The following is a 26,640-nucleotide window of genomic DNA, read 5'->3' on the forward strand; positions in this document are numbered from 1 at the left end:
CCTCGGTTCTCCGCCTTGACAGCGCCCGATGGTATCTTACTATAATCCACTAGTATTTATCGCATATCGATAAGTAGAAGCGATGGCCGAACCGTCCATGAGCGGCAAGGGTGGGGACCACAGCGGCATGACTCAAGCCGGGCAATTCGTCCGCGCGATCGGGCGCAATGGCCCTGCGATCAGGCTCACCCTCGACGGCAGCGAGATCTCCGCGACCGAAGGCGACAGCGTGCTCGCAGCCCTGCTCACCGCCCGCCCCTTTCTGCGCCGCCTCGAATTCGGCGGCGAGCCGCGCGCCGGCTTCTGCCTGATGGGCGCCTGCCAGGATTGCTGGGTCTGGACCGAAGGCGGCGGCCGCCTGCGCGCCTGCACCACGCCGGCCGCCGCCGGAATGGCGCTGCTGACAGCCGCTCCGGCGCTGCGCTGACATGGCCGCAATCGTCATCGTCGGCGCCGGCCCCGCCGGTATCAACGCCGCCGAGCTGCTGCTGGCGGGAGGCCATCGCCCGATCCTCCTCGACGAGGGCCGGCAGGCCGGCGGCCAGGGCTATCGCCGGCCCTCGCCCGGCCTCGCGCTCGACATGGCGACGCTGATGGGCAGCGAGGCCGCAAAATACGCCGCGCTCCACGCCCGGTTCGAGGCGCTGCGCACGGCAGTCGACTATCGGCCCGGCACGCTGGCCTGGGGCATCGACGGCAAGACGCTTCACCTGGTTCGCGACGGCGTCGCCACGATGCTATCCTTCGACATGCTGGTCCTCGCGACCGGGGCGATGGACCGGATCGCGCCCCTGCCCGGCTGGACGCTGCCCGGCGTCTTCACGCTCGGCGGCGCGCAGGTCGCGCTCAAGGACCAGGGCTGCTTCATCGGCCGCCGCGTCGCCTTCCTGGGCTCCTCGCCGCTGCTCGCGCTCGCCGCCAGCCAATATCGCAAGCTCGGCGCCGAGATCGCCGTCATCGCCGACACCACGCCGTTTTCGCGCAAGCTCGCGGCCCTGCCCGCGCTGATGAACGCGCCGCGCACGCTGCTGCGGGGGCTCGCCTATCTCGGCGACGCGATGCGGGCCGGCGTGCCGGTCCTGCATGGCGTGACGCCGCTCGCCATCGAGGGCCATCGTCATGTCGAGACGCTGGTGCTGCGCGACCGCTCCGGCCGCGAGCGCCGCTTCGCCTGCGACGCCGTCGCGCTCGGCTACGGACTGAAGCCCGAGACCCAGCTCGCCGAGCTCGCCGGCGCGCAGCTCAGCTATGACGAGCGCTTCCGCCTGTGGCTGCCGCAGACGGACGCCTATGGCCGCGCCGCACCCGGCCTCTATCTCGCCGGCGATGGCGCTGCGATCGGCGGCGCCGATGCTGCCGAGGCGAGCGGCGCGCTTGCCGCCCATGCCGTCCTCGCCGATCTCGGTCAGGCCCGCCCGCTGGCCGAAACCCGGGCGCGGCATCGTCGCGTGACCCGCCTGCGCAATTTCCAGGCCGGCCTCGCCCGCGCCTTTGCCTGGCCCGTCGAACAGATTCGCGCCTTGCCGGACGACGTCATCCTGTGCCGCTGCGAGAATGTCAGCATCGGCGAGATCAGGCAGGCCATGGCGCAAGCGCTGGGGCCGATCGAGGTCAACCGCGTCAAGGCGATGACCCGCTGCGGCATGGGTCGCTGCCAGGGCCGGGTCTGCGGCCCGGCTTTGCAGGAAATCGTCGCCGGCGAGCGCGCCCTGGTCGGCGCGGCCGCCGGGCGACTGCGCGGCCAGGCACCGGTCAAGCCGATCGCGCTCGCATCGGCCGTGGGCGAGGCGCCATGACCCGGCACGCGGTCGATGTCGCGATCATTGGCGGCGGGCTGATCGGCGCCTGGACCGCCTATTTCCTCGCCAAACGCAACCAGCGCGTCGCACTGATCGAGAAGGGCGTAGTCGGCGCGCAGTCGAGCGGCACCAATTTCGGCAATCTGCGCCTTCAGGGCCGCTTTCCCGGCCAATATCCCTTGTCGCTGCGCTCTCAGGCGCTCTGGGAGGATATCGCGACGCTGATCGGCGAGCGCTGCGAGTTCGAGCAGACCGGCCATCTCTATCTCGCCTTCGACGAGAAGGAACACGAGAAGCTCGAAGCCTATGCGGCGGTCTCGGAATCCCATGGCCTCGCGATCGAGCATCTCGGCCCGGCCGATTTGCGCCGGCGCTGGCCCTGGCTCGGCGATGGGGTCGTCGGCGCGACCTATTCTGCCCGCGACGCCACCGCCAATCCGCGCCTGGTCACGCCCGCCGTCGCCCGCGCCGCCAAGGCGCTCGGCGTCACGGTCGTCGAGAACTGCCGTGTCACCGAGGTCGCAAGGACCGGCGATGCCTTTGCCCTGAGGACCGATACCGGCGTCGCGATCGACGCAGGCCATGTCGTCAACGCCGCCGGCGCCTGGGCGGTGGCGATCGCCGAGCAGTTCGGCGAGAGCGCGCCGCTGTTTCCGGCCGGCCCGCCGCAATTCGTCACTGAGCCTTTTCCCTATCTGATCGAGCCCTCGATCCAGACCATCGACGGCTCGGTGATCATGCGCCAGATCCCGCGCGGCAACGTCATCCTCGCCGGCTATCCGCGCAGCGCCGCCGATCCCGTCGCCAATCGCGCCCCGGTGCCCCCAGTCAAGACGCTCGCAGCGATGCGGGCGCTGGCCAAAGTCGCGCCCGTGCTGGCGAGCTGCCATGTCATTCGCGTCTGGTCCGGCATCGAGGGTTACTTGCCCGACATGATCCCGGTGATCGGTCCGAGCCGGACCACGCCTGGCCTCTTCCACGCCTTCGGCTTCTGCGGCCATGGCTTCCAGATCGGTCCCGGCGTCGGGCTCTGCCTCAGCGAAATGATCCTCGACGGCGCCACGCCCACCCCGCTCGAGCCCTTCTCGATCGCGCGTTTCGACAAGCCGGTCGAAGCCGACGAGAAATTCCGGCGCGAGTTCGATTCCGTTCAGCCGGCCGCCCCGCTACAACAGCCGCGCTAAATCTCTGACGCGAGCCCGCCACGATGCCCGACACCATCCTCTATCTCGGCGAGGCCGACATCGCCGGGCTCGGGCTCGACCCGGCGCTCGCGCGGGCCGCCATCCGCACGATCTTCCAGGCGCACCACCAGGGCCGGACCCTGAGCAAGCCGAAACTCGCGCTCGAGATCGGCCCCGGCCATGTCTTCCAGTCGCTTTGCGCCGCCTCCCCCGCGATCGGCATGGCAGCGACGAAATGGCTCGGCATGGCGCCGACCGGCGACGGCGTGCCGGGCATCCACGCCATGATCGCGCTCAACGATTTCACCTCCGGAAAGCTTCTGGCGGTGATGGACGGCAATCTCGTCACCGCGATCCGCACCGCGGCGATGTCGGCCGCGGCGGGTGAATTCCTGGCGCGGCGCGACAGCGGCACGATCGGCTTCATCGGCTGCGGCTTGCAGGCCCGCGCCCATCTCGCCGCCTTCAAGTCGCTGCTCCCCGGGCTGAATCGGGTCCGCGCCCATGGCCGCAGCCGCCGCACCACCGACCTCTTCCTCACCCATGCGCGTCAGGAGGGTTTTGCGGCGGATGCCTATGACGACCCGTCCGACGTCGTTCGTGCGAGCGATGTCGTCGTCACCAGCGTGCCGATGCAGCCCGGCTTCGAGCCGTTCCTCGATCCGGCCTGGCTCCGGCCCGGCGCTTTCGTCACGGCCGTCGATGTCGCGCGAAGCTGGCGGCCGGACAGTTTGCGGCAGCTCGACATCGTCGCGACCGATGACCACCAGCAGCAGGCCGAGAATCCACCGCTCGCCACCAATCTCGGTCCGCTCGGCAGCTTCGACGCCGATCTCACGGAGCTTGCCGGAGGTGCGAAGCTGGGGCGCCAGAACACCGGGCAGCGCGCCATGTTCATCTTCCGCGGCTTCGCGCTGGCCGATCTCGCCGTAGCCGCGAGCGTCTACGAGGCAGCTCGCTCTAAGGGGGCCGGCCAGACGCTCGCGCGCTGACGGATCGCTCACGCCTCGACGACGAGATAATCCTCCTCGACCGTGACCGGCACGGTCTCGGCGACATAGGGGCCGTCGAACAGGTCAGCGCCCTGCCTGACCTCGACGGGATAGCTCCTGACGCGAATCCGGTCCGGCTCGCAGCGTGATTTGCCGGTGCGGATATCGAATTCCCAGCCGTGCCAGGGGCAGCGCAGGATCTCGCCGCGCCGCGAATAGCGATAGCTGCCCGGCTCGTCGCCGGCCTCGACCAGCCCGGTGGTGCGGCCGGCGCAGAGATCGCCGCCCTGATGCGGGCAGCGGTTGAACAGGCCGAAGAACTCGCCGCCGAGATTGAAGATCACGATCTTGCGGCCGTTCACCTCGGTGACAAGGCGCTCGCCGGGGGAAAGCTCGCTCGCCGGCGCGACGACATGCTTGGCCATCACGCGATTCCGTAGAGCCTCTTGGCGTTGTCGAGGAACAGCGCCTTCTGGACCGCCTCATCGAGCTTCACCGGCACGCTCCAGAGCGGATCGTCGAAATCCCAATGCGGATAATCGGTGGCGAAGAGCAGGCGATCGGGACCGATCCAGTCGACGATGTCACGGAAATGCTTGCGCTTCTCCGGCTCCTCCATCGGCTGCGTCGTCAGCCAGACATGCTCGCGGATATAGTCCGACGGCTTGCGCGTGAGATGCGGCGTTTCGCTCCGCATCCGCGCCCAGTGCTTGTCGAGCCGCCAGGACAGCGAGGGCAGCCAGGCCAGGCCCGCCTCGATCAGCACCATGCGGGTCTTCGGGAAGCGTTCGAACACGCCCTCGATCACCATGCTGGTCAGCAACGCCTGGCAGCATTGCGAATGCCCGACCATCTCCTCGATGTAATAGGACGGCCAGCCGCCGCCGGTGACCGGATAGCCGCCATAGCCGAAAGCGTGGATTCCGATCGGCAGGCCGGCGCGCTGCGCGGCCTCGTAGATCGGCCAGTAGCGCCGCTGCCCGAGCGGCTCGGCGGTGCGGCTGAGCAGGAGCACCTGCCGGAAATCGTCATGCCCGGCCCAATGGTCGATCTCTGCGGCCGCAGCCGCCGCATCCTCGTAGGGCACCACGATCGAGGCCTTGAGGCGCTTGTCCTTGCTGGTCCATTCCGCGACCTGCCATTCGTTCAGCGCGCGCGCCAGTGCCGCGCTGTAGTCGAGATTCTGCGCCGCGCCGGCGGCCGGCGCTATCACGGTCATGATGCCGAGCTCGACCCGGTTGGCGTCGAGATGCTGCTTCTGCATGAAGGACAGATCGCTGCCGGGCCGGCCCTCCGGCGGCCAGGAATCGAGCCTGGCCGCATCGGGCTGGCCCTTCGGATAGGCCGGCCCGCTTTGATAGCCATGGCGCGGCAGCATCCCATAGGTCTGCGCATGTTCCTGCCAGCGTTTCGGCAGATAGGGCAGGATGTCGGAGGGCTTGGCCAGGCAGGGATGAATGTCGCAATCGGCGATCACCGGACGGACGATCGCCTGATCGGGCTTCGGGCGCGTCGGAAGCTCAAGGTTCATGACAGGTCCTCCCTGATCCTCGCATAGGTCGCCAGCGGATTGTCGATCAGCATCCTGCGAATGAGGCTGTCCGGCAATTCGGGCGGAAGCGCGTCGTCGCCCTCGAACTGCCAGTGCGGATAGTCGCTGGAGAACAGCAGCAATTCGTCGGAGCCCATATGGTCGATGACGCGCATCAGGTCGTCGGTCCCGACCGGCGCATCGACGGGCTGCAGCGTCAGCCTGACCTGTTCGCGCACGATATCGATCGGCGGCCGGTCGACCCAAGGAATCTCCATGCGCAGGCCGCGCCAGTATTTGTTCAGCCGCCAGAGATAGGCCGGCAGCCAGGTGAAGCCGGATTCGATCAGGACCACCTTGAGCGCCGGAAAGCGGTTGAACACGCCCTCGCAGACCAGGCTGGTGAGCTGGGTCTGGAATCCCTGCGCCTGGTTGACGTAATCCTCGGTGAGATAGGACGGCCAGCCCACCGGCGTCACCGGGTGGCGATAGGTGCTGCCGGCATGGATGCCGACCGGCAGGCCGTGCTTCTCGGCCGCCGCATAGATCGGCCAATGGCTGCGGCGCCCGAGCGGCGTGTCGCTGAGGCAGGGCAGCAGCACCTGGACGAAGCGCCGGTCGGCAGCACAGCGCTCGATTTCGGCGACGGCGAATTCCGGGCTCTGGAGCGGCACCACGATCGAGGCGCGGAAGCGCGGATCGCGGTCGAGCCATTCCTTCGCGAGCCAATCGTTGACGGCGCGCGCGAAGGCCGCCCCCATATCCTCGCTGAACAGGGTCTGCACCGCGTAGAGACAGTTCAGGATCGCGGCCCGGCTGCCGAAGCCGTCGAGCGCCTGCCGCCTGACCTGCTCGATATCGCTGCCGGCCTTGCCGTTTGGCACGCGCCAGTCCGGCCGCGAGGTCAGCGGCGCCCGCAGCGGATAGCTGGTCGATTCCAGATCATGCACGCCGCGCTGGCTGGCGGCGTCGCGCCAATGCTCGTCGAGATAGGGCAGCAGCGCCGCAAGCCCCGGCACCGCCGAATGGATGTCGCAATCGATCGCGCCCATGGTCGGCCGGGTCATCGCGTCGCCTCTTTGCTCGACAGCATCAGGTCGATCGCGGCGGTCCAGGAGAAGGTCGTCCCGCCGATGCCGCGCCGCGTCACCGGGTCGAAATATTCGCTCCAGCCGGCGTCGCCGATCAGATCGCGTGTCGCATCGTCGATCGCGGCGGCCATCACGGCGTTGCCCGCGAGGCGGAAGCCCTCGGCGATCATCCAGTTGACGACCACCCAGACCGGGCCGCGCCAATAGCGCAGCGGCTCAAAGGCGGGGTGCTCCGGATCGGTCGAGGGCACCAGCGCATGACCCTGGCCGCGCCAGCGCGCGAGATGCGCCGCCAACGCCGCTTCGTGCTCGGCAAGCCCGGCGAAGAGCGGCAGGAAGCCGGCCGAGGTCCGCACCGCGATGGGCTCTTCCGCCGTCAGGTCGCGCGAGAGGTAGAAGGCGCTCGGCGCGTGCCACAGACCGGAGATCGCGCGCTCCTTGCGCTCGATCCGCTCCGCGATGGTCGCGACGTCCGCGGGCGAGCCGAAACGTTGGGCCAATGCCAAGAGATCGCGCTCCGCCCGCAGCAGGATCGCGTTGGTGCCGATATCCGCCACCTTGAAGGGCGAGAGCGCCAGCATGCGCTCGGGCTTCCAGCCGGCATCCCGGAAGAGATCGACCAGATGGATGAAGCGCTGATATTCGGCGCCACGCGGCCGGAAGGCGGCGTCGACATGGGTCGTGTCGCGCCGCCGGATCGGGGTCGCGGTCTCGGTCGGCACCCGCTCGAGCGCCGCGTCCCAGGCTGGGCTGTTATCCATCCCGGTTTCCCAGGGATGGAGCGTCGCCACGAGGCCCGTCCGACCGGGATCGCGGGCCTGCTCCCACCAGCGATGATTAGCGAGGAGGCGCGGATAGAGCGCGGCGGCGCGCGCCTGCGACTCGTCGCCCTCCGTCGCGTCGAGGACACGCCGCACGGCGGTCGCCAGGACCGGCGGCTGGGTTATGCCGGAGGTCGGCGGGTCCTGCTGCGTGCCCCAGACGTCCGGGCCCGGGAAATAATCGTCCGAGGGGGCATGGAAGACGATTTGCGGGATCAGCCCGTTATCCCATTGCCCTTCCAGCAGCCGCTCGATCTCGCGCCAGGCTCGGTCCGTATCGAAGGTCGCCCAGCCCATCGCGACGAAGGCCGAATCCCAGTTCCACTGGAAGGGATAGAGCCGGTCGGTCGGCACGGTGTAGCCGCCACGATCGTTGAGAGCGAGGATCCGGCGGGCCTTCGCCACGCGTTCCGTCAGATGGGCCGTCATGGGCGCGCCTCCAGCGCGATGCCTTCGTCATTCATCCAGCTCATCCGCTCCCGATCGGGGCGCAGGTGAAGCACCGTTCCGGGCTTGAGCAGGGCACTTGTAGTGCCGGCCGGCACCATGGCCCGCATCGACTGGCCCGCGACGGTTCCCGTGAGCAGCACATGCGGGCCGAGCAGCTCGGCGACACGCAATTCGAACGGCAGCCCCTGCGCCGCATCCTGCGTCATCGTCAGGTCCTCGGCGCGCAGGCCGAGCAGGACCTCGGAGGGTGCACCGGCCGGCGCATCGAGGCGCAACCCGCCGATCGTCACTGTCCCGTCCTCCACCAGCAGGCGCAGGAAATTCATTGGTGGGCTGCCGACGAAGCCGCCGACGAACCGGGTCTTCGGCCGGTCGTAGATGTCCGACGGCGAGCCGACCTGGACGACCTGGCCGGCCTGCATCACCGCGATGCGGTCGGCCAGCCCCATCGCCTCGGTCTGGTCATGCGTCACATAGATCGTGGTCGTGCCCGCCGCCTCCAGCACCGCCTTGAGCTCGGCGCGCATCTCCAGCCGCAGCAGGGCGTCGAGATTGGACAGCGGCTCGTCCATCAGGAGCACGGCCGGCTCGACCGCGAGCGCGCGGGCGACGGCGACGCGCTGGCGCTGCCCGCCCGAGAGCTGGGCCGGATAGCGCTTGAGCAGGGCCTCGATATGCAGCAGCGCCGCCGCCTGCTCGACCTGCGCCGTGACGCGCTCCTTCGACGCTCCCGCCATGCGCAGGCCGAAGGCGACATTCTCGAACACGGTGAGATGCGGAAAGACCGCGTAGTTCTGGAAGACCATGGCGAGCCCGCGCTTGCGCGGCGGCAGGTCGGAGACGTCGCGCTCGCCGATGCGCACCCGCCCGGCGCTCTGGGTTTCCAGTCCGGCGATGATGCGCAGCAGGGTGGTCTTGCCGCAGCCCGACGGGCCGAGCAGCGCCAGGAACTCGCCGTCGGCGACGGTGAGCCGCACCTCGGCCAGCGCCTGCACCTCGCCGAAGCGCTTGGTGATGCCGTCGATTTCGATCGTCGCCATACTGACTCTAGCGGTTGCCGATGCCCCACATCGCGAAGAGGCGACGGCGGACAAGGAAGATGAACAGCACGGAGGGCACGATCAGGATCAGCCCGCCGGCGAATTGCAGATGCAGCGGCGATTCCGACAGCACCGAGAGCAGATAGGCCGTCAGCGTCCGTTGCCGGACCGTGAGGACGGAGGCCGCGAAGACCTCGTTCCAGGACAGCACAAAGGCGAAGATCGAGGCCGCCGCGATGCCCGGAAAGGCGAGCGGCAGCACCACCTTGAAGAAGCCGGTGAAACGCGAGCAGCCGAAGACCCAGGCCGCCTCCTCCAATTCCGGCGGGATCGCCTGGAACAGGCTGGCGCAGACCAGCACCGCGAACGGCGTCGCCAGCACGGCATGGACGAGGGCGACGCCGAAGGGCGTGTCGTAGACGCCGAGCCGGATGAAGGTGACCGCGAGCGGCAGGGCCAGGATCGCCACCGGAAAGGCCCGCGTCATCAGGATCATGATGCGGTAGGCGCCCGAGCCCCGGAAGCGGAAGCGGGCGAGCGCGTAGCCGGCCGGGATGCCCATCAGCAGCGCCATCGCCATGCACATCGCCGCCGCCTTGATGCTCGTCCAGGTCGCGCGCCAGACGCCGTCGATGGCGAGGAAGGTCCGCAGCGTCTCCAGCGAGATGTCGAAGGGCAGGATCGGCTTAGGCCATTGCGAGACGACGTCGCGGCCGCCCAGCGCGCCGAGCGCCAGCAGGTAGATCGGCACCAGCGTCCAGGCGCAGAGCACGGCAAGCCCGGCGAGGAACAGCCAGCGGTCGAGGCGGGAGGTGCGAGGGCTCATCCGCGCTGCTCCGCCGGGACGTTGAGGGCGACAAGATAAACGATCGTCGCCGCGATCGAGATCGCCATGACGAGCACGGCATAGGCGGCGGCGACCCCGTAATCCTGGCTGAAATACTGCCAGTTGAAGGCTTCGCTCACCAGGACCGGGAAGTTCCGCCCGCCGAGCGCCAGCGCCATCGCGAACATCTCGAAGGCGAGCACGGTGCGCAGGATCAGCGCGGTCTGCAGGCTCGGCCGCAGCAGCGGCAGCGTGACGCGAACGAAGCGCTGCCAGGGCGTCGCGCCAAAAACCTCGGCCGCCTCCTCGTACTCCTTCGGCAGCAATTGCACGCCGGCGAGCAGGATGACGAAGACGATCGCGGTCGCCCGCCAGATCTCGGCGACGACGATGGCGAAGAGCAGCGCGAGCGGCGTCTCGTAGGTCAGCCAGGCCTGCGGGCTCGCAATCAGGCCGAGCTTGAACAGGATGGTGTTGAACCAACCCTGGTCGGTCAGGATCGCGAGCCAGACGAGGCCGGCCGCGAGATCGGAAATCCCGAGCGGGATCGACCAGATCCAGACCAGGATGTCGCGGCCGCGCCGGACCTTGCGCAGCATCATCGTCATGCCGAGCGCCAGCGCGACCTGCAGCGGCACCGCGATCAGCACCACCATGAAGGTGTTCCTGACCGCGTCCGAGAAGTTGAGGTCGTCGGCCATGCGCCCGAAATTGCCGAGCGTCCAGGCGCCGTTCTGCTGGAAGGCGAGCATGGCGGTCTGCCCCAGCGGGATCAGGAACAGACCCGTGAGGAAGATCACCGAGGGCGCGATCAGCAGATAGGGCAGAGCGTTGGACCGGCGCATCGGCGTTCGACTCGGAGCTCAGTTGATCGGGCACGGACCTTCGCTGGGCTTGTCGGGAAGCCAGCACGGCGCCTTGGTCTCGGTGATGATCCGGCGCAGCGCCTCGACCTGCCGGTCGAGCGCGGCCTTGGGATCCTCGCCGCGCAGCACGATGCGCTGGAACGTGTCGACATAGACCTTGTCGAACTCGCCGCCGCGCTGGTCGAGACCGACCGGCAGCAGGCTGACCAGCGCGTTCTTGGCGCTCGTCATCTTCTGAACCGCGTCGAGCTCGAGCTTCAGGCCGGGATCGAGATCGGCCGGCAGGTCGACCTTGGCAACCGGGAAGAAGGCGACGGCTTTGGCCGTCTTCACTTGAACATCCGGCCGCGTCAGATAGGCGATCAGCTTCTTCGCCTCCTCCGCTTGCGGCGCGCCCTTGGCGATGGCGAGCCCGGCGACGACCGGCATGTAGCCGAGGCCCTTCGGGCCGGACGGTGCCGGGAAGGCGACGAACTCGTCGGGCTTGCGCGACAGCGCATCGATCAGGCGCGCGACATGGTCGAAGGCGATCCAGACGTCGCCGGAGAGCAGCGGCTCCTGCATGAAGCCGTAATTGGTCGAGTTCGGATTGACCGTCTTCCAGAGCTCGCGGAACTTGGTCCACATCGCCACCGCCTCGGGCGAGCGGAAGGTGGTCACCACCCCGCCGGTATAGGACGGGTAGAGATAGCCTTCGAAGAAGCGGTGCATCAGCCCGGTCGGCCCGGCCGGGAAGCCGAGCATGCGCTTGCCGGTCTTGGCCTGGATATTTGCGCCCCATTGCGCGAGCTGGTCATAGGTCAGCGCGTTGATGTCGGCCCCTTCCGGCAGGAAGGGCAGGGCCTGCTTGTTGGCGGCCATGATATAGGTCGCCTGCATCCAGGGGATGAACATCTGGTTCTTGGTGCCGAGCTTGCCGGCCTCGAGCATGCCCGGGTTGATCTGCCGATCGCCCAGCGTCGCCACCAGGTCGTCGAGCGGCAGCAGCGAGCCGGTTCCGACCAGCGGCTGGAGCTCGCCATGGAGCGCCCCGATCAGGCTGGAGACGTGTTTGCCGCCCTCCTGCTCGGCCCGGATATGCACGCCGAGCTGCGGCGGCTGCTCGGTCACGAACTCGGCCCCGCCAGGGAACTCCTTCAGGATCTCGCTGCGCATCTTCTGCGCCGATTCGATCGGGCGAAGCTGCGTCGACAGAAACACCACCTCGGCCCGCGCCGGCGCGCCGAGGCCGAGCACAAGGCCAAGGGCCGCGAGCGCGCCTGCCTTAAGAGCGGATATCCTTCTCATCGCTAACCTCCCGTTTGCGCCGGCTCTTGCTCTGGCCGTTCTGGACATCGAATTCCGGTGTGGGGCCGTCCGAAGCGCGCGCCACCAGCGCCGCGCGGCGAACTTCCGCCATGTCTTGGGGCGTAGCGCCGCCGAGCTGCGCCAGCATCATCTCGACCATTCTAGCGACGGCGGCATCGACCCCGGGGTCGAAGGTCGTCAATGGCGGCGCGACATAGGTCGCGACCGGCAGGTTGTCATAGCCGATCACCGACATGTCGCTGCCGGCCTTGAGCCCGGCATGGGCGAGCGCATGCAGCGCGCCGACCGCGAGCCTGTCCGTGGCGCAGAGCACCGCCGTCGGCCGCATTGGCCGCTGCAGCAGCGACTGCATTAGCCGAAAGCCGTTCTCCTCGCTCGCCTCGCCTTCCAGCGCGGCATCGATGGCGAGCCCGGCATCGCGCATGGCGTCGCGCCAGCCCGCCTCGCGATGGGCGGCGAAATTGTAGCGGGCAGGCGCGTTGATGAAGGCGATGCGCTCATGGCCGAAGCCGATCAGCCGCTCGGTCGCCTCGCGAAAAGCCGCCGCGCCGTCGACATCGACATAGGCGTGCGGGCGGCTCTCCTCGGTGCGGCCATGCACCACGAAGGGCAGGCCATGGTCGATGAGGAAGCCGATGCGCTCATCCTGGCGGCGCGTGCGCGCCACGATCAGCCCATCGACCCGTCGGTTGGTGACGAGCTGCCGGTAAAGTGCCAGCTCCTCGGCGCCGGCTCGCGCGCAGCAGACGATCAGGTCGAGCCCCGCCTGGGCCAGGCGCGGACCGAGCGCGCCGATCATCTTGAGGAAGAAGGGGTCGTCGAGCTGGCCCGGACCGGTCGGCAGCACGATGCCGATCGCATCGCTCAAGCCGCTGCGCAGACGCCGCGCCGAGGAATTCGGCCGATAGCCGATCCGCTCGGCCTCTGCGAGCACGCGCCGGCGCGTCGGCTCGGCCACGTCCGAGAAGCCGCCCAGAGCCCGCGACACGGTGGTCACGGAGAGATTGAGGGTCTTTGCCAGTTTGGCAAGGGACATGAAGCTTGTCCTAATCCGTGCTTCATCGGCTATTCCGAAACGTTTCGGATGTCAATTACACCAGTATTTCGTCTGATCTCCATGCCCTTGGCCTGACTGCGCAAATGGCAAGACAACCGGTCCCGGCCTCTGCTAGTGTCACATTCATTCATAGGAATATGTGAGGGATTCGAGAATGAACCGCCGTACCTTCACGTTTGGCGCCGCTGGCGCCCTGGCCTCGTCTTTTTGCGGCCCGGCGCGCGCGCAGGTGATGGCGCGCACGCAGCTCGGCGACGCCGAGATCCTGGTCCTCAGCGATGGCGGCTTCCAGCTGCCGCTCTCGATGATCGCGCGCGACACGCCGCTGCCGCAGATCGAGGCGTTGACCGGCGGCAAGGGCCCGGCGCAGACCGTCCTCAACGTCACCTGCCTGAAGCGCGGCAAGGAGACGATCCTGTTCGATTGCGGCGCCGGCGCGAATTTCCTCGCCGGCAGCGGCAAGCTGGCGGCGAGCCTGGACGCCGCCGGCATCGCGCCCGACAGCGTGACCCATGTTCTGTTCACGCATCTGCACCCGGACCATCTCTGGGGCGCGCTCGACGAGTTCGACAGTCCGGCCTTCCCCAACGCGGCATGGCTCGCCGCCAGGGACGAGGTCGCGTTCTGGACCGATGCGAAGGTCTATGAGCGCCTGCCCGAGGACCGCCACGCCTTCGCCGCAGGAGCCCAGCGCATCCTGAAAGGCCTCCAGGACGGGTTGAAGACCTTCGCCGCGGGGGAGGAGGTCCTGCCGGGGATCGCAGCCGTCGCGACGCCCGGCCATACCCCGGGGCATGTCTCCTTCGAGCTCAGGCAAGGCAGCGACAGGCTGTTCGTCCTCGGCGATGCCGCGACCCATCCCGTCGCGTCCTTCGCGCACCCGGAGTGGAAGCCGGCATCCGACCATGACGCCGATCGCGCGGTGCTGAGCCGCAAGACGGCGCTCGGCCGCGCCGCGGACGAGAAGCTGCGGGTCATCGGCTATCATTTGCCCGGCGGCGGCATCGGCACCGTCGAACGCACGAGCAACGCCTTCCGCTTCGTGCCGGCGGGCGCCTGAGTCGACGGGAGATCAGCCTCCGGCGCGGCCTCGGCCTAAGCGCTCGGCCAGCATCTCGCGCAGCGTTCCTTCGACGAGGAAGGCGATGCCGATCCGCGCGCCGAGCATCATGCCGGCGATCGCGAGCGGCCAGGACAAGGCCATCAGCGAGCCTGCCGTGACGCCCTGCCCGATCGTGCAGCCGCCGGCGAGAATGCCGCCAAAACCCATCAGCGCGCCGCCGGTGAGGTGCCGGCGCATCTCATGGTGGTCGTCAAACGCCTCCCAGCGGAACTCGCGGTCATAGAGCGCCGAGGCGAAGGCCCCGAGCGTCACGCCGAAGATCGTGCCGACGCCGAAATCGAGGAAGCCGATGGGGCTCGTCAGCACGGCGTAGAGCGCCCGCCCGATCGGCGAGACGAAGGTCAGGCTTTGCGGCCGCGGGATCATGCTGAACTCGTCGATCGCGACGCCGGTCGCCCACCAGCCGGCGACGACACCGAGTCCCAGTGTCAGCCCGGCCAGCAGCAGCCGGGGCGAGCGCCGCAGCCGCCTGTCGGCCAGTACCGCGAGCATCAGGATGACCGCCGCGACGAGCACGATCGCGAGACGCCAGTCGCCGAAGCCGAACCAGGAGAGCAACGAAGGCAGGTCACCCTGCACGCCTCCGGGCATCGGCAGGGCCTGGGCTTCCAGCACGTCGATGCGGAACGAGGCGAGCATGCCGCGGAGCGTCGCGTAGGCGACGGCGCCGAACACCATCATCACGATCAGGCTGCGCAGGTCGCCGCTGCCGAGCCTGACCAGGCAGCCGAAGCCGCAGGTGCCGACCAACGCCATGCCGATCCCGAAGATCGTGCTGCCGAGCGCGATCGAGAGCCAGGGCAGCGCCGCCGGCACATAGGTGGAGAGCTGCGGCGAGAGCCAGCCGAGCACGACCAGGAGCTGCGTCCCGACCAGCGCCACCGCGAGCGCCAGCCCGAAGATGCGCAGCCGGCGCGTATCGCCGCCCATCCAGGCATCCTCGATCGCGCCGAAGGAGCAAAGACGCGCGCGCCGGGCGGTGAAGCCGCAGGCTGCGCCAATGAAGACACCGATCAGTGTGACGGCCCAGGCCGGCAGCGGCTCCATCGCAATCAGCGCCACGGCATGGCAGGGCGGTCAGCCATGCCGGTTGTCGGGATTCTCGGGCCGATTGCAGAAAATGTCGTAGATCACCGAGATGACCTGGCGGACATCGTCATTGGCGAGGCTGTAATAGATCGCCTTGCCGTCGCGCCGCGTGGTCACCAGCTGGTCGAGCCTGAGCCGCGCCAATTGCTGCGAGACCATGGGCTGGCGCAGAGAGAGGATGTTCTCGAGCTCGGTGACGGTGCGTTCGCGCTCGGCCAGCAGGCAGAGCAGCAGCAGCCGGTTCTCATGCGAGAGGGCTTTCAGGAAATCGCTGGCCTTGCGGGCCTTGCGCATCAGCTGGTCGAGCTCGGCCGAGAATTCGGCGCCGTCGCGCAGCTCGGCCTCGAGGGCCTTGGAGACAATCGCGCTCATGGTCTTTCCATTGTCGCGGGCTGGCCGCTGGTTCGATGGACGGGGCTGTCCATGCCAGCAAGCATCTTGCCGAGCAAACCCCAGAATGCATCCTCGCCGATATAGCCGGTGATCCGGCCGATCTCGCGCCCATCATCCATCAGGACGAAGGTCGGCGTAAAGCGAACGGGTGCAGCGAGCCCAGGCTCATCAGCGCGGGTGGTCCCGAGATCGACGCGCCTCAAGGGCGCGGCCTTGCCCTCTGGCGTTTTGGCATAGACAGGCGCGACCTCCCGGTCCCAGCGGGCGCACCAGATGCAGCCTTCGCGCTCGAACATCACCAATTCGGCCGCGCGCAGCGGCAGGCTCGCCAGGGCGAGGACTGCCAGCGCTGCGAGCCCGGCATGGCGGCCCGACCATTTCGCGATTGCTTTCACTGGCCAAACATAGTCGTATTCATATGTTTAAACAATTGGCGGGCCGAGCCTTGTTCGACATCTCGATCGCAGGGGCTTTCGCAGCCGGGCTGCTCTCCTTCCTCAGTCCCTGCGTGCTGCCCTTGGTGCCGCCCTATCTCTGCTTCCTCGCCGGCGTCGGAATCGGCGAACTCTCCGGTTCGGACGGCCGCTTGAGCACGGAGCAGAGCCGCCGCATCGTCGCCATGGCGGCCGTCTTCGTGCTCGGCTTCGCCACGGTCTTCGTCGCCCTCGGCGCCACGGCCTCGACCATCGGCGCCTGGATCACGGCCCATTTCGACAAGCTTGCCATCGTCGCGGGCGCGATCATCCTGGTCATGGGGCTGCATTTCCTCGGCTGGCTGCGCATCCCCTTCCTCTACCGGGAGGCCCGCTTCCAGACCTCCGGCCGGCCCGCCGGCCTTTTCGGCGCCTATCTCGTCGGCCTCGCCTTCGCCTTCGGCTGGACGCCCTGCGTCGGCCCGGTTCTGGCGACGGTGCTGATGGTCGCCGGCGCGGAGGGCTCGGCCTCGCGCGGCGCGCTGCTGCTCGCATCCTATGCGCTCGGCATCGGCCTGCCCTTCCTGCTGGCGGCGGTCTTCGCCGGCCCCTTCCTGAGCTGGCTTTCCCGGTTTCGCCGGCACATGGGCGTCATCGAGAAGGCGATGGGCGCAGGCCTTGTCGTCACCGGCCTGCTGTTCATCACAGGCATGATGCCGGCGCTGGCCGGCTGGCTGCTGCAGACTATGCCGGTTCTCGGCACGATCGGCTGAACGGAGAGACCCATGCTCGACCGGCGCGCACTGATCGCCTCCGCCCTCGCCGCTCCCTTCGCGGTGCCGGCGCTCGCCGCCGCGAAGCTGGGCGAAGACGGGCTCTATCAGCTCGACTGGTATCTCGAGAGCTTCCTCGACCTCACCGAGGATGTCGAGACCGCGACGCGCAACGGCAAGCGGCTCGCCGTGATGTGGGGACTGAAGGGCTGCCCGGCCTGCCGCCGCATGCATGAGGTGCATCTCGCCGACCCGGCGATCGAGAGCTACATCAAGGCGAATTTCGAAGTGCTGCACCTCAACCATATCGGCGCCCGCGAGGTCACCGATTTCGACGGGCGCAAGCTCGGCGAGAAGGCGCTCGGCGAAGCCTATGGCGTGCGCTTCACGCCGACGATCCAGTTCATGCCGGAAAGCGCCGCGGGACTGGCGCAGCGCAAGCCGCAAGCCCGCGAGGTCGCCCGCATGCCCGGCCTGCTCGAGCCGCGCGAGTTCCTCGCCATGTTCCGCTATGTGCGCGAGAAGGGCTACGAGGCCACGCCGTTTCCGGACTGGCTGAAGAAGCAGGGGGCGTGAGAGGGGCAGGCAGGTCCCTCGCCAACCGTCATTGCGAGCGCAGCGAAGCAATCCAGGGGTTTCGCTCTACATCCCCTGGATTGCTTCGTCGCTTACGCTCCTCGCAATGACGAAGAGGTGCCCTACTTGTTCACCGGCGATTCCGGGTCGAACAGATAGGCCATCACGTCCTTGATCTGCTGCTCGTCGAGCACCTTGTTGACGCCGAAGCGCGGCATGTTCGAGCAGGGCACGACGGCCATCGAGTTGTAGATCTTGGTATAGGCTTCCTTGATGCTCTCGGGATCGTATTTGCGATCCTTGCCATAGGCCGCCAGGCTCGGCCCGAGCGTGCCGTAGCTGACTTCCTTCGGGTCGAGCTGGTGGCAGGCGAAGCAGTTGCCGCCCGATACGGTTCCCGGCGGATCGGAGAACTGCCCGCCGCGGCCGTTATTGGCGACCTTGAAGCCCTCTTTCCAGCTGCCCAAGAACTTGCCGTCGGCCGGATAGCTGACGCGGGCAAGCTCGCGCTTGAGGATCGCGTCGGCATCGGCGGACGAGACCTGGTTGCGATGCAGGTTGCACATCGCCAGCGATTCGTCCGGCGTGATGCGGGCCTGCCATTCCGGCGAGGCCTTGCCGAAGGTCGATTTGACATAGGCCTCGATCACCGCCTGGCTCGGCTTGGCGGGCTTGTCCTGTGCGAGGGCCTGCGCGCAAAGCGCAACCGAGCCGAGGAGGAGGAAGGCGAAAGCTGACTTGATCATCGGTTCCGTCCTCTCAGCGCTTGATCGAAGGCACGTTGAGCTCACCGCCCGCTGCCTGCTTGTTCAGGAACAGCGTGAGCGCAGTCAGGCTGTCGGAGCCGAAATCCGGCACCGGCCAGCGCTGCTGGCGATAGCAGTCCCAGAGCCGGTGCTGCATCGTCCGGAGCGCGCTCTGCGAGACCCGGTAGGTCGGCCAGGAAGCCATCGTCGCCTGTGCCGTCTCGCCCTTGACCGAGAGGTTCGGCAGGCCCTGTAGGCGGATGCGCTTGCCCTCCTCGGCATGGCAGGTGGCGCAGGAGAAATCCATGACGCCGCCGCGGCGGAAGAACAGCTCCTCGCCGACAGCCGCCATCTCGATCTCCTTGGCGTGCTTGAGCTGCGGCTCGAGCTTCATGCCGTTCGACTTGTTGGCGACGAAGGCGGTCAGGTCCTCGAGGTCCGAGGCGCGTCCCGGCCCCGAGAAGCGCCGCGTCAGCACGTCCTTGGTGTCGAGCCCCTGGACCTTGTCCATGCACCAGAGCAGGCGCTGCTCCAGGTCCATGACCTTGTCGGCATCGGTGAAATAGCGCGGCAGCCTTGCATAGGCGCCTTCGAGCTTGCCCGGCCCTTCGCCGAGATCGCAGCCCTCCAGCGAGACGTTCTTCGTGCCGCGCGCTTCGGCCCAGAGCTGTTCGCCGCGGTCGACTGCGAGATAGCCCGGGTTCGAGAACGGGTCCGAGAGCATCTGGCGATAGCGCTCGATCTCCTTCTCGCTGTCGTCCTGCGGCGGCGCTTGCGCGGTGAGATGCCCGGCCGCGAGCGTCATGGCCGCGGCGAGCACCGCCGCGCCGATCACAGAGAACTTCATGCCCTGCCCTTTCGTTTCCCCAGCGAGCCGCTTCGTGCGACTTTCGGTTCCGGCTTCCTCGCTTGGAAAGCCTTTACATTCACAAAAAACAATATCACGATATGTCGAAATGATGTGCGACGGACGGTCGCGTCGTCAAGAGCAAACCAGAATAATTCCAGGGAGGATGCCGGAATGGATTTTCAGCATGTGGGGCTGTCGCGGCGTAGCGCCCTGAAGGCCGGCGCCTTCGCCGCCATGGCGAGCCTGCTCGGCGCCAAACTCGCGCTCGCGGACGAGAAATCCGTCGCGGCCGAGCTGAAGAAGCTCTACGGCGACAAGGCCTTCGCCGAGGGCAAGATCAAGCTCGACGTGCCCGAGATCGCCGAGAACGGCCTCGTCGTCCCGATCAATATCGAAGTCGAGAGCCCGATGACGGACGCCGACTACGTCAAGGCCGTGCATGTCTATGCCGACGGCAACCCGCTGCCGGGCATCGTCAGCTACGGCTTCACCCCGGCCTGCGGCAAGGCTTCGGCCGCCACCCGCATGCGCCTCGCCCAGACCCAGAACATCGTCTGCGTCGCCGAGATGTCGAACGGCACGCTGCACATGGCCAAGGCCAATGTGAAGGTCACGATCGGCGGCTGCGGCGGCTGACACGGTCGCGCCCAGAATCGCGACGACGACAAGATCAAGGTGAGGAAACACCCATGAGCACCAAACCGACCCCGCGGGTCCGCGTTCCGGCCAAGGCCGCCGCCGGCGAGATGATCGAGATCAAGACGCTGATCTCGCACGAGATGGAATCGGGCCAGCGCAAGGACGCGAAGGGCGAGACCATCCCGCGCAAGATCCTCAACAAGTTCAGCGCGAGCTTCAACGGCAAGCCGGTCTTCTCCGCCGACTGGCACCCGGCGATCTCGGCGAATCCCTACCAGTCCTTCTTCTTCAAGGCGACGGAATCGGGCGAGTTCACCTTCACCTGGAAGGATGACGACGGCTCCGAATACACCGCCAAGAACAAGCTGACGGTCGGCTGAACAGCGCTGGCCGCGCACCGGCCAGCGACACGCAATCGAAGCAATCAGGCGGGGTCCCGGCTCCGTGCGGGGGCGGCTGCGTGCCGCCCTAGGGATGGATCATGATCTCACGGCGTGATTTTCTGCAGGCGACCTCGGCGGCGGCGGCGCTCGTAGCCTCCTCCGGCCTCGGCCCGCTCGGGCGCGTAGCCGCGCAGCAGCGGCTGAGCCAGGCCGACATCCTGCGCTTCGAGCCGCTCGGCACCGTGACGCTGCTCTATGTCACCGATATCCACGCCCAGCTCGTGCCGCTGCATTTCCGCGAGCCCTCGGTCAATCTCGGCGTCGGCGAGGCCAAGGGCCAGCCGCCGCACCTGACCGACGCCGAGTTTCGTAAGCATTTCAGGATCGCGACCGGCTCGGCCGACGCCTTCGCGCTGACCTCCGACGATTTCACGACGCTCGCGCGCCAATACGGCAGGATGGGTGGGCTCGACCGTATCGCGACCCTGGTCAAGGCGGTCCGGGCCGAGCGCGGCGACGACAAGGTGCTGCTGCTCGACGGCGGCGACACCTGGCAGGGCAGCTGGAGCGCGCTCCAGACCAAGGGTCAGGACATGGTCGACGTCATGTCGGCGCTGAAGACCGACGCGATGGTCGGCCACTGGGAATTCACGCTCGGCGCCGAGCGCGTCAAGGAGATCGCAGAGAGCGCGTCCTTCGCCTTCCTCGCCCAGAACATTCGCGACAAGGAGTGGAACGAGCCGGTCTTCCCGCCGCGCAAGCTCTTCGAGAAGGGCGGCGTCAAGGTCGCGGTGATCGGCCAGGCGCTGCCCCGCACCGCCGTCGCCAATCCGCGCTGGATGTTCCCCGACTGGGAGTTCGGCATCCGCGAGGAGGAGATCCAGAAGCAGGTCGAGGAGGCACGTGCCGAGGGCGCCGCCATCGTCGTCCTGCTCTCGCATGACGGCTTCGACGTCGACAAGAAGCTGGCCTCGCGGGTCAAGGGCCTCGACGTCATCCTGACCGCCCACACCCATGACGCCATGCCCGGCATCGTCCGCGTCGGTGAGACGGCACTCGTCGCCTCGGGCTCGCATGGCAAGTTCCTGTCGCGGCTCGATATCGCGGTGAAGGACGGCAAGGTCGCCGATATCCGCTTCAAGCTGATGCCGGTCTTCGCCGACGCGATCGCGCCCGACGCCGAGATGGCGGCGCTCGTGACCAAGCTGCGCGCGCCCTATGCCGCAGAGCTTGCGAAGGAGATCGGCCGCACGGACTCCCTGCTCTACCGGCGCGGCAATTTCAACGGCACCTTCGACGACCTGATCTGCGACGCGATGCTCGAGCAGCGCGATGCCGAGATCGCGCTTTCGCCCGGTTTCCGCTGGGGCGGGACGCTGCTGCCGGGCGAGCCGATCACCTGGGAGGCGATCACCAACGCCACCGCGATCACCTATCCCAACTGCTATCGCAACGAGATGACCGGCGCCCAGCTCAAGGACATCCTCGAGGATGTCGCCGACAACATCTTCCACCCCGACCCCTATTTCCAGGGCGGCGGCGACATGGTCCGCATCGGCGGCATGGGCTACGCCATCGATATCGGCAAGCCGATGGGCAGCCGCATCTCCGGGCTGACGCACCTGAAGTCCGGCAAGCCGATCGACGCCTCCCGCAAATATGTCGTCGCCGGCTGGGCCAGCGTCAACGAGGGCACGCAAGGACCGCCGATCTGGGGCGTGGTCCGCGACCATGTCGCGCAAGCCAAGACCATCGCGATCAAGCCGAACGACGCCGTCAAGGTGACGGGCGCCTGACCTAGGCTGCCTGAACACCGCTCCCAATCAAGAGGAATTCGCCCGCATGACCTCCCCCCGCAACCGCGAAAGCCTGAGCCGGCGCCGCTTCCTCAGTGCGGCCGGAATGGCTGGCGCGGGGCTGGCCGCCTCGGCCGCCGGCGCCCGCGCGGAAGCACCCGACCCGCTGATCACCGAGGTTCAGGACTGGAGCCGCTATCTCGGCGAAGGCGTCGACAAGCGCCCCTATGGCACGCCGTCGCGCCACGAGAAGCATGTCATCCGCCGCGACGTCTCCTGGCTGACGGCCTCGCCGGAATCCTCGGTCAATTTCACGCCGCTGCACGAGCTCGACGGCATCATCACTCCGTCCGGTCTCTGCTTCGAGCGCCACCATGGCGGCATCGCCGATATCGAGCCGGCCCAGCACCGGCTGATGATCCACGGCCTGGTCGACAAGCCGCTGGTCTTCACCATGGAAGACATCAGGCGCATGCCGCGGCAGAACCGCGTCTATTTCCTCGAATGCGCGGCGAATTCCGGCATGGAGTGGCGCGGCGCCCAGCTCAACGGCTGCCAGTTCACCCACGGCATGGTCCATAACGTCATGTATACGGGCGTGCCGCTGAAGGCACTGCTCGAGGAGGCCGGGCTGAAGCCCAATGCCAAGTGGCTGATGCTGGAGGGTGCCGATTCCTCCGGCATGAATCGCTCGCTGCCGCTGGAGAAGGCGCTCGGTGACGTGCTGATCGCCTTCGCCATGAACGGCGAAGCGTTGCGCCCCGAGCAGGGCTATCCGCTGCGCGCCGTCATCCCGGGCTGGGAGGGCAACCTCTGGGTCAAGTGGCTGCGGCGCATCGAGGTCGGCGACCAGCCCTGGATGGCACGCGAGGAGACCTCGAAATACACCGATCTGCTGGCTGATGGCCGCTCGCGGCGCTTCACCTTCATCATGGATGCCAAATCGGTGGTGACGAACCCCTCACCGCAGGCGCCGCTGAAGCACAAGGGCCGCAACGTGCTCTCCGGCCTCGCCTGGTCTGGCCGCGGCACCATCAGGCGCGTCGACGTCACGCTCGACGGCGGCAGGAACTGGCAGAGCGCCCGCATCGACGGGCCGGTCCTCGATAAGTCCCTGACCCGCTTCTATGTCGATTTCGACTGGGACGGGCAGGAGCTGCTGATCCAGTCGCGCGCCATGGATTCGACCGGCTATGTCCAGCCGACCAAGGGCGAGCTGCGCAAGGTGCGCGGCGTCAATTCCATCTACCACAATAACGGCATTCAGACCTGGCATGTCCGTGCGAACGGGGAGACCGAGAATGTCGAAATCGGTTGAGACGTACACGTCATTGCGAGGAGCGGAAGCGACGAAGCAATCCAGGGGCCGTGGCTCGCAGCGGCTGGATCGCTTCGCTTCGCTCGCGATGACGGCACGGGTCGCGCTCCCGGCTCTCGCAGCCGCTCTCGCGATCATCTGCGCCGGGCCGCTGATCGCGCAGCCGCAGAAGCAGGCACCGGCCAAGCCGCAGCAGCAGGCGGCCGCGCCCGCCGGCCACGCCAAGCTCGGCCTCGGCCGCCAGGCCCTGCCTGAGGAGATCAAGGCCTGGGACATCGATGTGCGGCCCGACGGCATGGGCCTGCCGCCCGGCAAGGGCACGGTGAAACAGGGCGACGAGCTCTTCCAGGCGCAATGCGCGAGCTGCCATGGCGAGTTCGGCCAGGGCAACGGCCGCTGGCCGGTGCTGGCGGGCGGCCAGGGCAGCCTGACCGCCGACCGGCCGGAGAAGACGATCGGCTCGTTCTGGCCGGATCTCTCGACGGTCTACGACTACATCCGCCGGGCCATGCCCTATGGCAACGCCCAGTCGCTGTCGCCGGACGACACCTACGCGCTCACGGCCTATCTGCTCTACCTTAACGACATCGTGAAGGACGAGGAATTCGAGCTTTCTGATAAGAATTTCTCCAGCGTCAAACTGCCGAACGCCGCGGCCTTCTACGACGACGACCGCGAATCCACGGAAAAGGCCTTCTGGGGCAAGGAGCCCTGCATGAAGAACTGCAAGAGCGAGGTGAAGATCACCGGACGCGCGACCGTGCTCGACGTGACGCCCGACTCCAAGACGGCGCCGAAGGTCGATTGATGGCTCGAGGCCGCGCCATCTCGGGCCGCCGGTCGCGGATGGCGATGGTTGCCCTGGCCGGCCTCGCGCTGGCGGGCTCGACGCTTGGCGCGCATGCGGTCGGCGACCGGGCGCTGGGCGAGCACCTCGCCTCGGAATGCACGGCCTGCCACCAGCTCAGCGGGCGCGTGACGGGTGGGATTCCGGCCATCGTCGGTGTCCCGCCGGACCAATTCGTCGCGCTGATGGGCTCCTACAAGGACCAGCAGCGCGAGAACCCGGTGATGCGCGCCATCGCCGGGCGCTTCACGCAAGACGAGATCGAGGCGCTCGCTGCCTATTTCGGCAGCCTGCGACCAAGCCCATAGACCGCGAAGGCGGCGAGGAATGCAGGGAGGCCTTGATGCCGCAGCCATCTGACGAGACCACCCGTCGCGCCATGCTCCTGACGGCGGCCGCCGGCCTTGCTGCCGCCGCCTCGACACCCGCCCTCGCCGGCCCGCGCGAGCTCAAGCTCGCGGACCTGCAGAAGGAGGCCGATGTCGCCTGCCTCTATCATTGCGATTTCGGCGATCCGCAGCGTTTCACACAGATGCTGACCAACATCTCGAACCACTATTCGGCCTATGGCGCCGATCCGTTCGCCCTGCAGCTCGCCGTCGTCGCACACGGGCCCGGCGTCAAGTTCTTCCTGGACAGCTTCACAGGCACGAGTTGGCAGGGCGAGACGATGGAGCCGAAGCTCCATGAGAGGATCGAGGACGTCGCCAAGAACGGCCTCAAGATCCATCTCTGCGAGATCACCTTCAGCCGCCTGAAGATCGACAAGGCCAGGGCACGCAGCGCCGAGTTCATCAGCTTCGTGCCGTCGGGCGTGGCCGCCGTCGCGGCGCTGCAGGCCAAGGGCTTTGGCTACATCAAGGTCGGATAGGCCCCAGCGAGGCCTGCCGGCATCATTCGCACCGGTTCCAACGACAACAAGGGGGAGAGAGACATGCTGATCGATCGCCGCTCACTGGTTCTATCCAGTCTGACGCTGGCCGGTGCCGCCACCCTTGGCGCCCCCGCCGTCCTCAGCCAAGCCAAGCCGCGCGTCGTCGTCGTCGGAGGCGGCGCAGGCGGCGCGACGGCCGCCCGCTACATCGCCAAGGACTCCAACGGCGCGATCGCCGTGACTCTGGTCGAGGAGAACGAGCGCTACCAGACCTGCTTCCATTCCAACCTCTATGTCGGCGGTTTCAAGAGCTATGACGAGATCGTCCATGGCTATGACGCGCTGGTGAAGAACCACGGCATCACGCTCGCCCGTGCCCGCGCCACCGCGATCGACCGCGACAAGAAGGAGGTCGTGCTCTCCACCGGCGAGCGCCTGCCCTATGACCGGCTCGTGCTCTCGCCCGGCATCGACCTCAAATACGATTCCGTGCCGGGCTGGTCGAAGGAGGTCGAGGAGGCGATGCCGCATGGCTGGAAGCCCGGCCGGCAGACCCAGCTGATCAAGGAGCGACTCGACCAGGTCCCCGATGGCGGCCTGATCGTGATGATCGCCCCGCCGAACCCCTATCGCTGCCCGCCCGGCCCCTATGAACGCGCCTCGATGTTCGCCCATGCGCTGATGAAGGCCGGCAAGAAACAGGCGAAGATCGTCATCCTCGACCCGAAGGACAGCTTCTCCAAGCAGGGCCTGTTCCAGCCCGACTGGGAGAAGCGCTACGGCACGATGATCGAGTGGCTGGGGCCGAAGGTGCATGACGGCATCAAGTCGGTCGACCCCAAGACCAATTCGGTCGTCACCGGCTTCGAGACCTACAGGAACTGCGCCTTCGTCAATGTCATCCCGGCCCAGATGGCCGGGGCGATCGCGCGCGAGGCTGGACTCGCACCGGCCGGTGGCTACTGCACCATCGATCCCGCCACGATGAAGTCGGCCGCCGACCCCAACATCTTCGTGCTCGGCGACGCCTGCATCGCCGGCGAGATGCCGAAATCGGCCTTCTCGGCCAATAGCCACGCCAAGGTCGCGGCAATGGTCATCCGCGGCGAATTGACCGATGCCCGCACCTTCCCGGCGCGCTATGTCAACACCTGCTGGAGCCTGGTCGACACCGACGACGCGATCAAGGTCGGCGGCCGCTACGAACCCAAGGACGGCAAGATCGCGGCCACCGAGACCTTCATCTCGCAGCCGGGCGAAAGCGACGAGGTCCGCAAGCAGACCCAGGCCGAGAACATCGGCTGGTATGCCGGCATCACCGCCGACATGTTCACATGATCGTTCACACGGTTGGCGGAATCTCCGGTTAGAAGCATTCTGATTTCAGACTGGCCGCCGATCTCGCGCGGCGGCATTAAGACGACGAAGGAAACATGATGAAAGCCATCGCCTGCGCCACGCTCCTGACCACCGCCGTCATGTTCGGGCATTCGGCCCAAGCCCAGGACGTCGCGGCCGGCGAGCGCTCCTTCAACAAGTGCCGGGCCTGCCATCAGCTCGGCGAGACGGCCAAGAACGGCGTCGGGCCGGTCCTGAACGGCCTCTTTGGCCGTCACTCCGGCTCCATCGAGGGCTACAGCTACTCCAACGCCAACAAGAACTCCGGCATCACCTGGGACGACGCCGTCTTCGCCGAATACATCAAGGACCCGCGCGCCAAGATCCCCGGCACCAAGATGGTCTTCGCCGGCATCAAGAATGAGAAGGAAATTGCCGACCTGACCGCATACCTCAAGCAGTTCGGCAAGGACGGCAAGAAGATGTGAGGCGGGTCGCTCAAGCGGCCCAGCCTCGC

General features: G+C 67.5%; 30 protein-coding genes. 16 read left to right on the forward strand and 14 right to left on the reverse strand.

The genetic code is table 11. The annotated features are described in order from the left end of the window. The first annotated feature begins 82 nt into the window (after positions 1 to 82). From ACTIF2_RS05195 to ACTIF2_RS05210, 4 genes are read left to right on the forward strand one after another with little or no spacing between them, the layout of a single operon-like run. Positions 83 to 427, forward strand: a complete 345-nt coding sequence (locus ACTIF2_RS05195; protein ID WP_439495975.1) for a (2Fe-2S)-binding protein — start codon at positions 83 to 85, stop codon at positions 425 to 427. Between the two features lies 1 nt (position 428). Continuing rightward, a complete protein-coding gene (locus ACTIF2_RS05200; RefSeq protein ID WP_439495976.1) occupies positions 429 to 1,796 on the forward strand; it encodes an FAD/NAD(P)-dependent oxidoreductase in 1,368 nt (455 codons plus the stop codon). After that, positions 1,793 to 2,983, forward strand: coding sequence for an NAD(P)/FAD-dependent oxidoreductase (locus ACTIF2_RS05205; protein ID WP_439495977.1), 1,191 nt, complete (start codon positions 1,793 to 1,795; stop codon positions 2,981 to 2,983). Before ACTIF2_RS05200 ends, ACTIF2_RS05205 begins: the two co-directional genes overlap by 4 nt. A 23-nt stretch (positions 2,984 to 3,006) precedes the next feature. Continuing rightward, entirely contained in the window at positions 3,007 to 3,975 is a 969-nt protein-coding gene (locus ACTIF2_RS05210) for an ornithine cyclodeaminase family protein (RefSeq protein WP_439495978.1), read from the forward strand. An 8-nt stretch (positions 3,976 to 3,983) separates the two neighbouring features. On the opposite strand, the gene ACTIF2_RS05215 is transcribed toward ACTIF2_RS05210, so the two are convergent. Genes ACTIF2_RS05215 through ACTIF2_RS05255 form a run of 9 tightly spaced genes read right to left on the reverse strand, consistent with a single transcriptional unit; the run spans position 3,984 to position 12,944 of the window. Further along, the gene (locus ACTIF2_RS05215; protein WP_439495979.1) at positions 3,984 to 4,400 is read right to left on the reverse strand and encodes a Rieske (2Fe-2S) protein; all 417 of its coding nucleotides are present in this window, start codon (positions 4,398 to 4,400) and stop codon (positions 3,984 to 3,986) included. After that, positions 4,400 to 5,506, reverse strand: a complete 1,107-nt coding sequence (locus ACTIF2_RS05220) for an amidohydrolase family protein (RefSeq protein WP_439495980.1) — start codon at positions 5,504 to 5,506, stop codon at positions 4,400 to 4,402. The genes ACTIF2_RS05215 and ACTIF2_RS05220 overlap by 1 nt, the downstream gene beginning before the upstream one ends. After that, entirely contained in the window at positions 5,503 to 6,573 is a 1,071-nt protein-coding gene (locus ACTIF2_RS05225) for an amidohydrolase family protein (protein ID WP_439495981.1), read from the reverse strand. Before ACTIF2_RS05225 ends, ACTIF2_RS05220 begins: the two co-directional genes overlap by 4 nt. Beyond that, positions 6,570 to 7,847, reverse strand: coding sequence for an MGH1-like glycoside hydrolase domain-containing protein (locus ACTIF2_RS05230; protein WP_439495982.1), 1,278 nt, complete (start codon positions 7,845 to 7,847; stop codon positions 6,570 to 6,572). Before ACTIF2_RS05230 ends, ACTIF2_RS05225 begins: the two co-directional genes overlap by 4 nt. Further along, the gene (locus tag ACTIF2_RS05235; protein WP_439495983.1) at positions 7,844 to 8,908 is read right to left on the reverse strand and encodes an ABC transporter ATP-binding protein; all 1,065 of its coding nucleotides are present in this window, start codon (positions 8,906 to 8,908) and stop codon (positions 7,844 to 7,846) included. Before ACTIF2_RS05235 ends, ACTIF2_RS05230 begins: the two co-directional genes overlap by 4 nt. Positions 8,909 to 8,915: 7 nt before the next feature. Continuing rightward, positions 8,916 to 9,734, reverse strand: coding sequence for a carbohydrate ABC transporter permease (locus ACTIF2_RS05240; RefSeq protein WP_439495984.1), 819 nt, complete (start codon positions 9,732 to 9,734; stop codon positions 8,916 to 8,918). Beyond that, positions 9,731 to 10,579 (reverse strand): carbohydrate ABC transporter permease, encoded by an 849-nt coding sequence (locus tag ACTIF2_RS05245; protein ID WP_439495985.1) that lies wholly within the window; start codon positions 10,577 to 10,579, stop codon positions 9,731 to 9,733. The genes ACTIF2_RS05240 and ACTIF2_RS05245 overlap by 4 nt, the downstream gene beginning before the upstream one ends. An 18-nt stretch (positions 10,580 to 10,597) precedes the next feature. After that, positions 10,598 to 11,887, reverse strand: coding sequence for an ABC transporter substrate-binding protein (locus ACTIF2_RS05250; protein WP_439495986.1), 1,290 nt, complete (start codon positions 11,885 to 11,887; stop codon positions 10,598 to 10,600). Beyond that, a complete protein-coding gene (locus tag ACTIF2_RS05255) occupies positions 11,865 to 12,944 on the reverse strand; it encodes a substrate-binding domain-containing protein (RefSeq protein WP_439495987.1) in 1,080 nt (359 codons plus the stop codon). The genes ACTIF2_RS05250 and ACTIF2_RS05255 overlap by 23 nt, the downstream gene beginning before the upstream one ends. 175 nt (positions 12,945 to 13,119) lie before the next feature. Between ACTIF2_RS05255 and ACTIF2_RS05260 the strand changes: the two genes are divergently transcribed. Further along, positions 13,120 to 14,025, forward strand: coding sequence for an MBL fold metallo-hydrolase (locus ACTIF2_RS05260; RefSeq protein ID WP_439495988.1), 906 nt, complete (start codon positions 13,120 to 13,122; stop codon positions 14,023 to 14,025). Between the two features lie 12 nt (positions 14,026 to 14,037). On the opposite strand, the gene ACTIF2_RS05265 is transcribed toward ACTIF2_RS05260, so the two are convergent. The 3 genes from ACTIF2_RS05265 to ACTIF2_RS05275 are packed head-to-tail and all read right to left on the reverse strand — an operon-like array spanning position 14,038 to position 15,866. Continuing rightward, positions 14,038 to 15,135 (reverse strand): YeeE/YedE family protein, encoded by a 1,098-nt coding sequence (locus tag ACTIF2_RS05265; protein ID WP_439496072.1) that lies wholly within the window; start codon positions 15,133 to 15,135, stop codon positions 14,038 to 14,040. A gap of 30 nt (positions 15,136 to 15,165) precedes the next feature. Next, positions 15,166 to 15,549, reverse strand: a complete 384-nt coding sequence (locus tag ACTIF2_RS05270) for a metalloregulator ArsR/SmtB family transcription factor (RefSeq protein WP_439495989.1) — start codon at positions 15,547 to 15,549, stop codon at positions 15,166 to 15,168. After that, on the reverse strand, positions 15,546 to 15,866 hold the full coding sequence (locus tag ACTIF2_RS05275; RefSeq protein ID WP_439495990.1) for a hypothetical protein: 321 nt from the start codon (positions 15,864 to 15,866) through the stop codon (positions 15,546 to 15,548). Before ACTIF2_RS05275 ends, ACTIF2_RS05270 begins: the two co-directional genes overlap by 4 nt. A 122-nt stretch (positions 15,867 to 15,988) precedes the next feature. Between ACTIF2_RS05275 and ACTIF2_RS05280 the strand changes: the two genes are divergently transcribed. Further along, positions 15,989 to 16,756, forward strand: a complete 768-nt coding sequence (locus ACTIF2_RS05280; RefSeq protein WP_439495991.1) for a cytochrome c biogenesis CcdA family protein — start codon at positions 15,989 to 15,991, stop codon at positions 16,754 to 16,756. Positions 16,757 to 16,768: 12 nt separating this feature from the next. After that, positions 16,769 to 17,332 carry a thioredoxin family protein gene (locus tag ACTIF2_RS05285; protein WP_439495992.1) on the forward strand — a complete coding sequence of 188 codons (564 nt, stop codon included), beginning with the start codon at positions 16,769 to 16,771 and terminating at the stop codon, positions 17,330 to 17,332. Positions 17,333 to 17,454: 122 nt separating this feature from the next. On the opposite strand, the gene soxX is transcribed toward ACTIF2_RS05285, so the two are convergent. Beyond that, positions 17,455 to 18,078 carry a sulfur oxidation c-type cytochrome SoxX gene (gene soxX, locus ACTIF2_RS05290; protein WP_439495993.1) on the reverse strand — a complete coding sequence of 208 codons (624 nt, stop codon included), beginning with the start codon at positions 18,076 to 18,078 and terminating at the stop codon, positions 17,455 to 17,457. 13 nt (positions 18,079 to 18,091) lie between these two features. Beyond that, complete coding sequence (soxA, locus tag ACTIF2_RS05295) at positions 18,092 to 18,883, reverse strand: sulfur oxidation c-type cytochrome SoxA (protein ID WP_439496073.1); 792 nt, start codon at positions 18,881 to 18,883, stop codon at positions 18,092 to 18,094. Between the two features lie 216 nt (positions 18,884 to 19,099). Here soxA and soxY point away from each other — a divergent pair, with 216 nt between their 5' ends. The 9 genes from soxY (at position 19,100) to ACTIF2_RS05340 (ending at position 26,611) form a co-directional block, all read left to right on the forward strand. Continuing rightward, the gene (gene soxY / locus ACTIF2_RS05300) at positions 19,100 to 19,564 is read left to right on the forward strand and encodes a thiosulfate oxidation carrier protein SoxY (protein ID WP_439495994.1); all 465 of its coding nucleotides are present in this window, start codon (positions 19,100 to 19,102) and stop codon (positions 19,562 to 19,564) included. Between the two features lie 53 nt (positions 19,565 to 19,617). Beyond that, complete coding sequence (soxZ, locus tag ACTIF2_RS05305) at positions 19,618 to 19,947, forward strand: thiosulfate oxidation carrier complex protein SoxZ (RefSeq protein ID WP_439495995.1); 330 nt, start codon at positions 19,618 to 19,620, stop codon at positions 19,945 to 19,947. A 101-nt stretch (positions 19,948 to 20,048) separates the two neighbouring features. After that, complete coding sequence (gene soxB, locus ACTIF2_RS05310; RefSeq protein ID WP_439495996.1) at positions 20,049 to 21,746, forward strand: thiosulfohydrolase SoxB; 1,698 nt, start codon at positions 20,049 to 20,051, stop codon at positions 21,744 to 21,746. 46 nt (positions 21,747 to 21,792) lie between these two features. Beyond that, a complete protein-coding gene (gene soxC, locus ACTIF2_RS05315) occupies positions 21,793 to 23,064 on the forward strand; it encodes a sulfite dehydrogenase (RefSeq protein WP_439495997.1) in 1,272 nt (423 codons plus the stop codon). After that, positions 23,048 to 23,872, forward strand: a complete 825-nt coding sequence (locus ACTIF2_RS05320) for a c-type cytochrome (protein ID WP_439495998.1) — start codon at positions 23,048 to 23,050, stop codon at positions 23,870 to 23,872. The genes soxC and ACTIF2_RS05320 overlap by 17 nt, the downstream gene beginning before the upstream one ends. 44 nt (positions 23,873 to 23,916) lie before the next feature. Then, the gene (locus ACTIF2_RS05325) at positions 23,917 to 24,219 is read left to right on the forward strand and encodes a c-type cytochrome (protein WP_439495999.1); all 303 of its coding nucleotides are present in this window, start codon (positions 23,917 to 23,919) and stop codon (positions 24,217 to 24,219) included. 35 nt (positions 24,220 to 24,254) lie between these two features. Continuing rightward, positions 24,255 to 24,782, forward strand: coding sequence for a DsrE family protein (locus ACTIF2_RS05330; RefSeq protein WP_439496000.1), 528 nt, complete (start codon positions 24,255 to 24,257; stop codon positions 24,780 to 24,782). A gap of 63 nt (positions 24,783 to 24,845) precedes the next feature. Next, positions 24,846 to 26,123, forward strand: a complete 1,278-nt coding sequence (locus tag ACTIF2_RS05335) for an NAD(P)/FAD-dependent oxidoreductase (RefSeq protein ID WP_439496001.1) — start codon at positions 24,846 to 24,848, stop codon at positions 26,121 to 26,123. A gap of 98 nt (positions 26,124 to 26,221) precedes the next feature. Beyond that, entirely contained in the window at positions 26,222 to 26,611 is a 390-nt protein-coding gene (locus ACTIF2_RS05340) for a c-type cytochrome (protein ID WP_439496074.1), read from the forward strand. Positions 26,612 to 26,640 lie beyond the last annotated feature (29 nt).

This window comes from Allobosea sp. (assembly GCF_051860145.1).
In the GTDB taxonomy this organism is placed as follows: Bacteria; Pseudomonadota; Alphaproteobacteria; order Rhizobiales; family Beijerinckiaceae; genus Allobosea.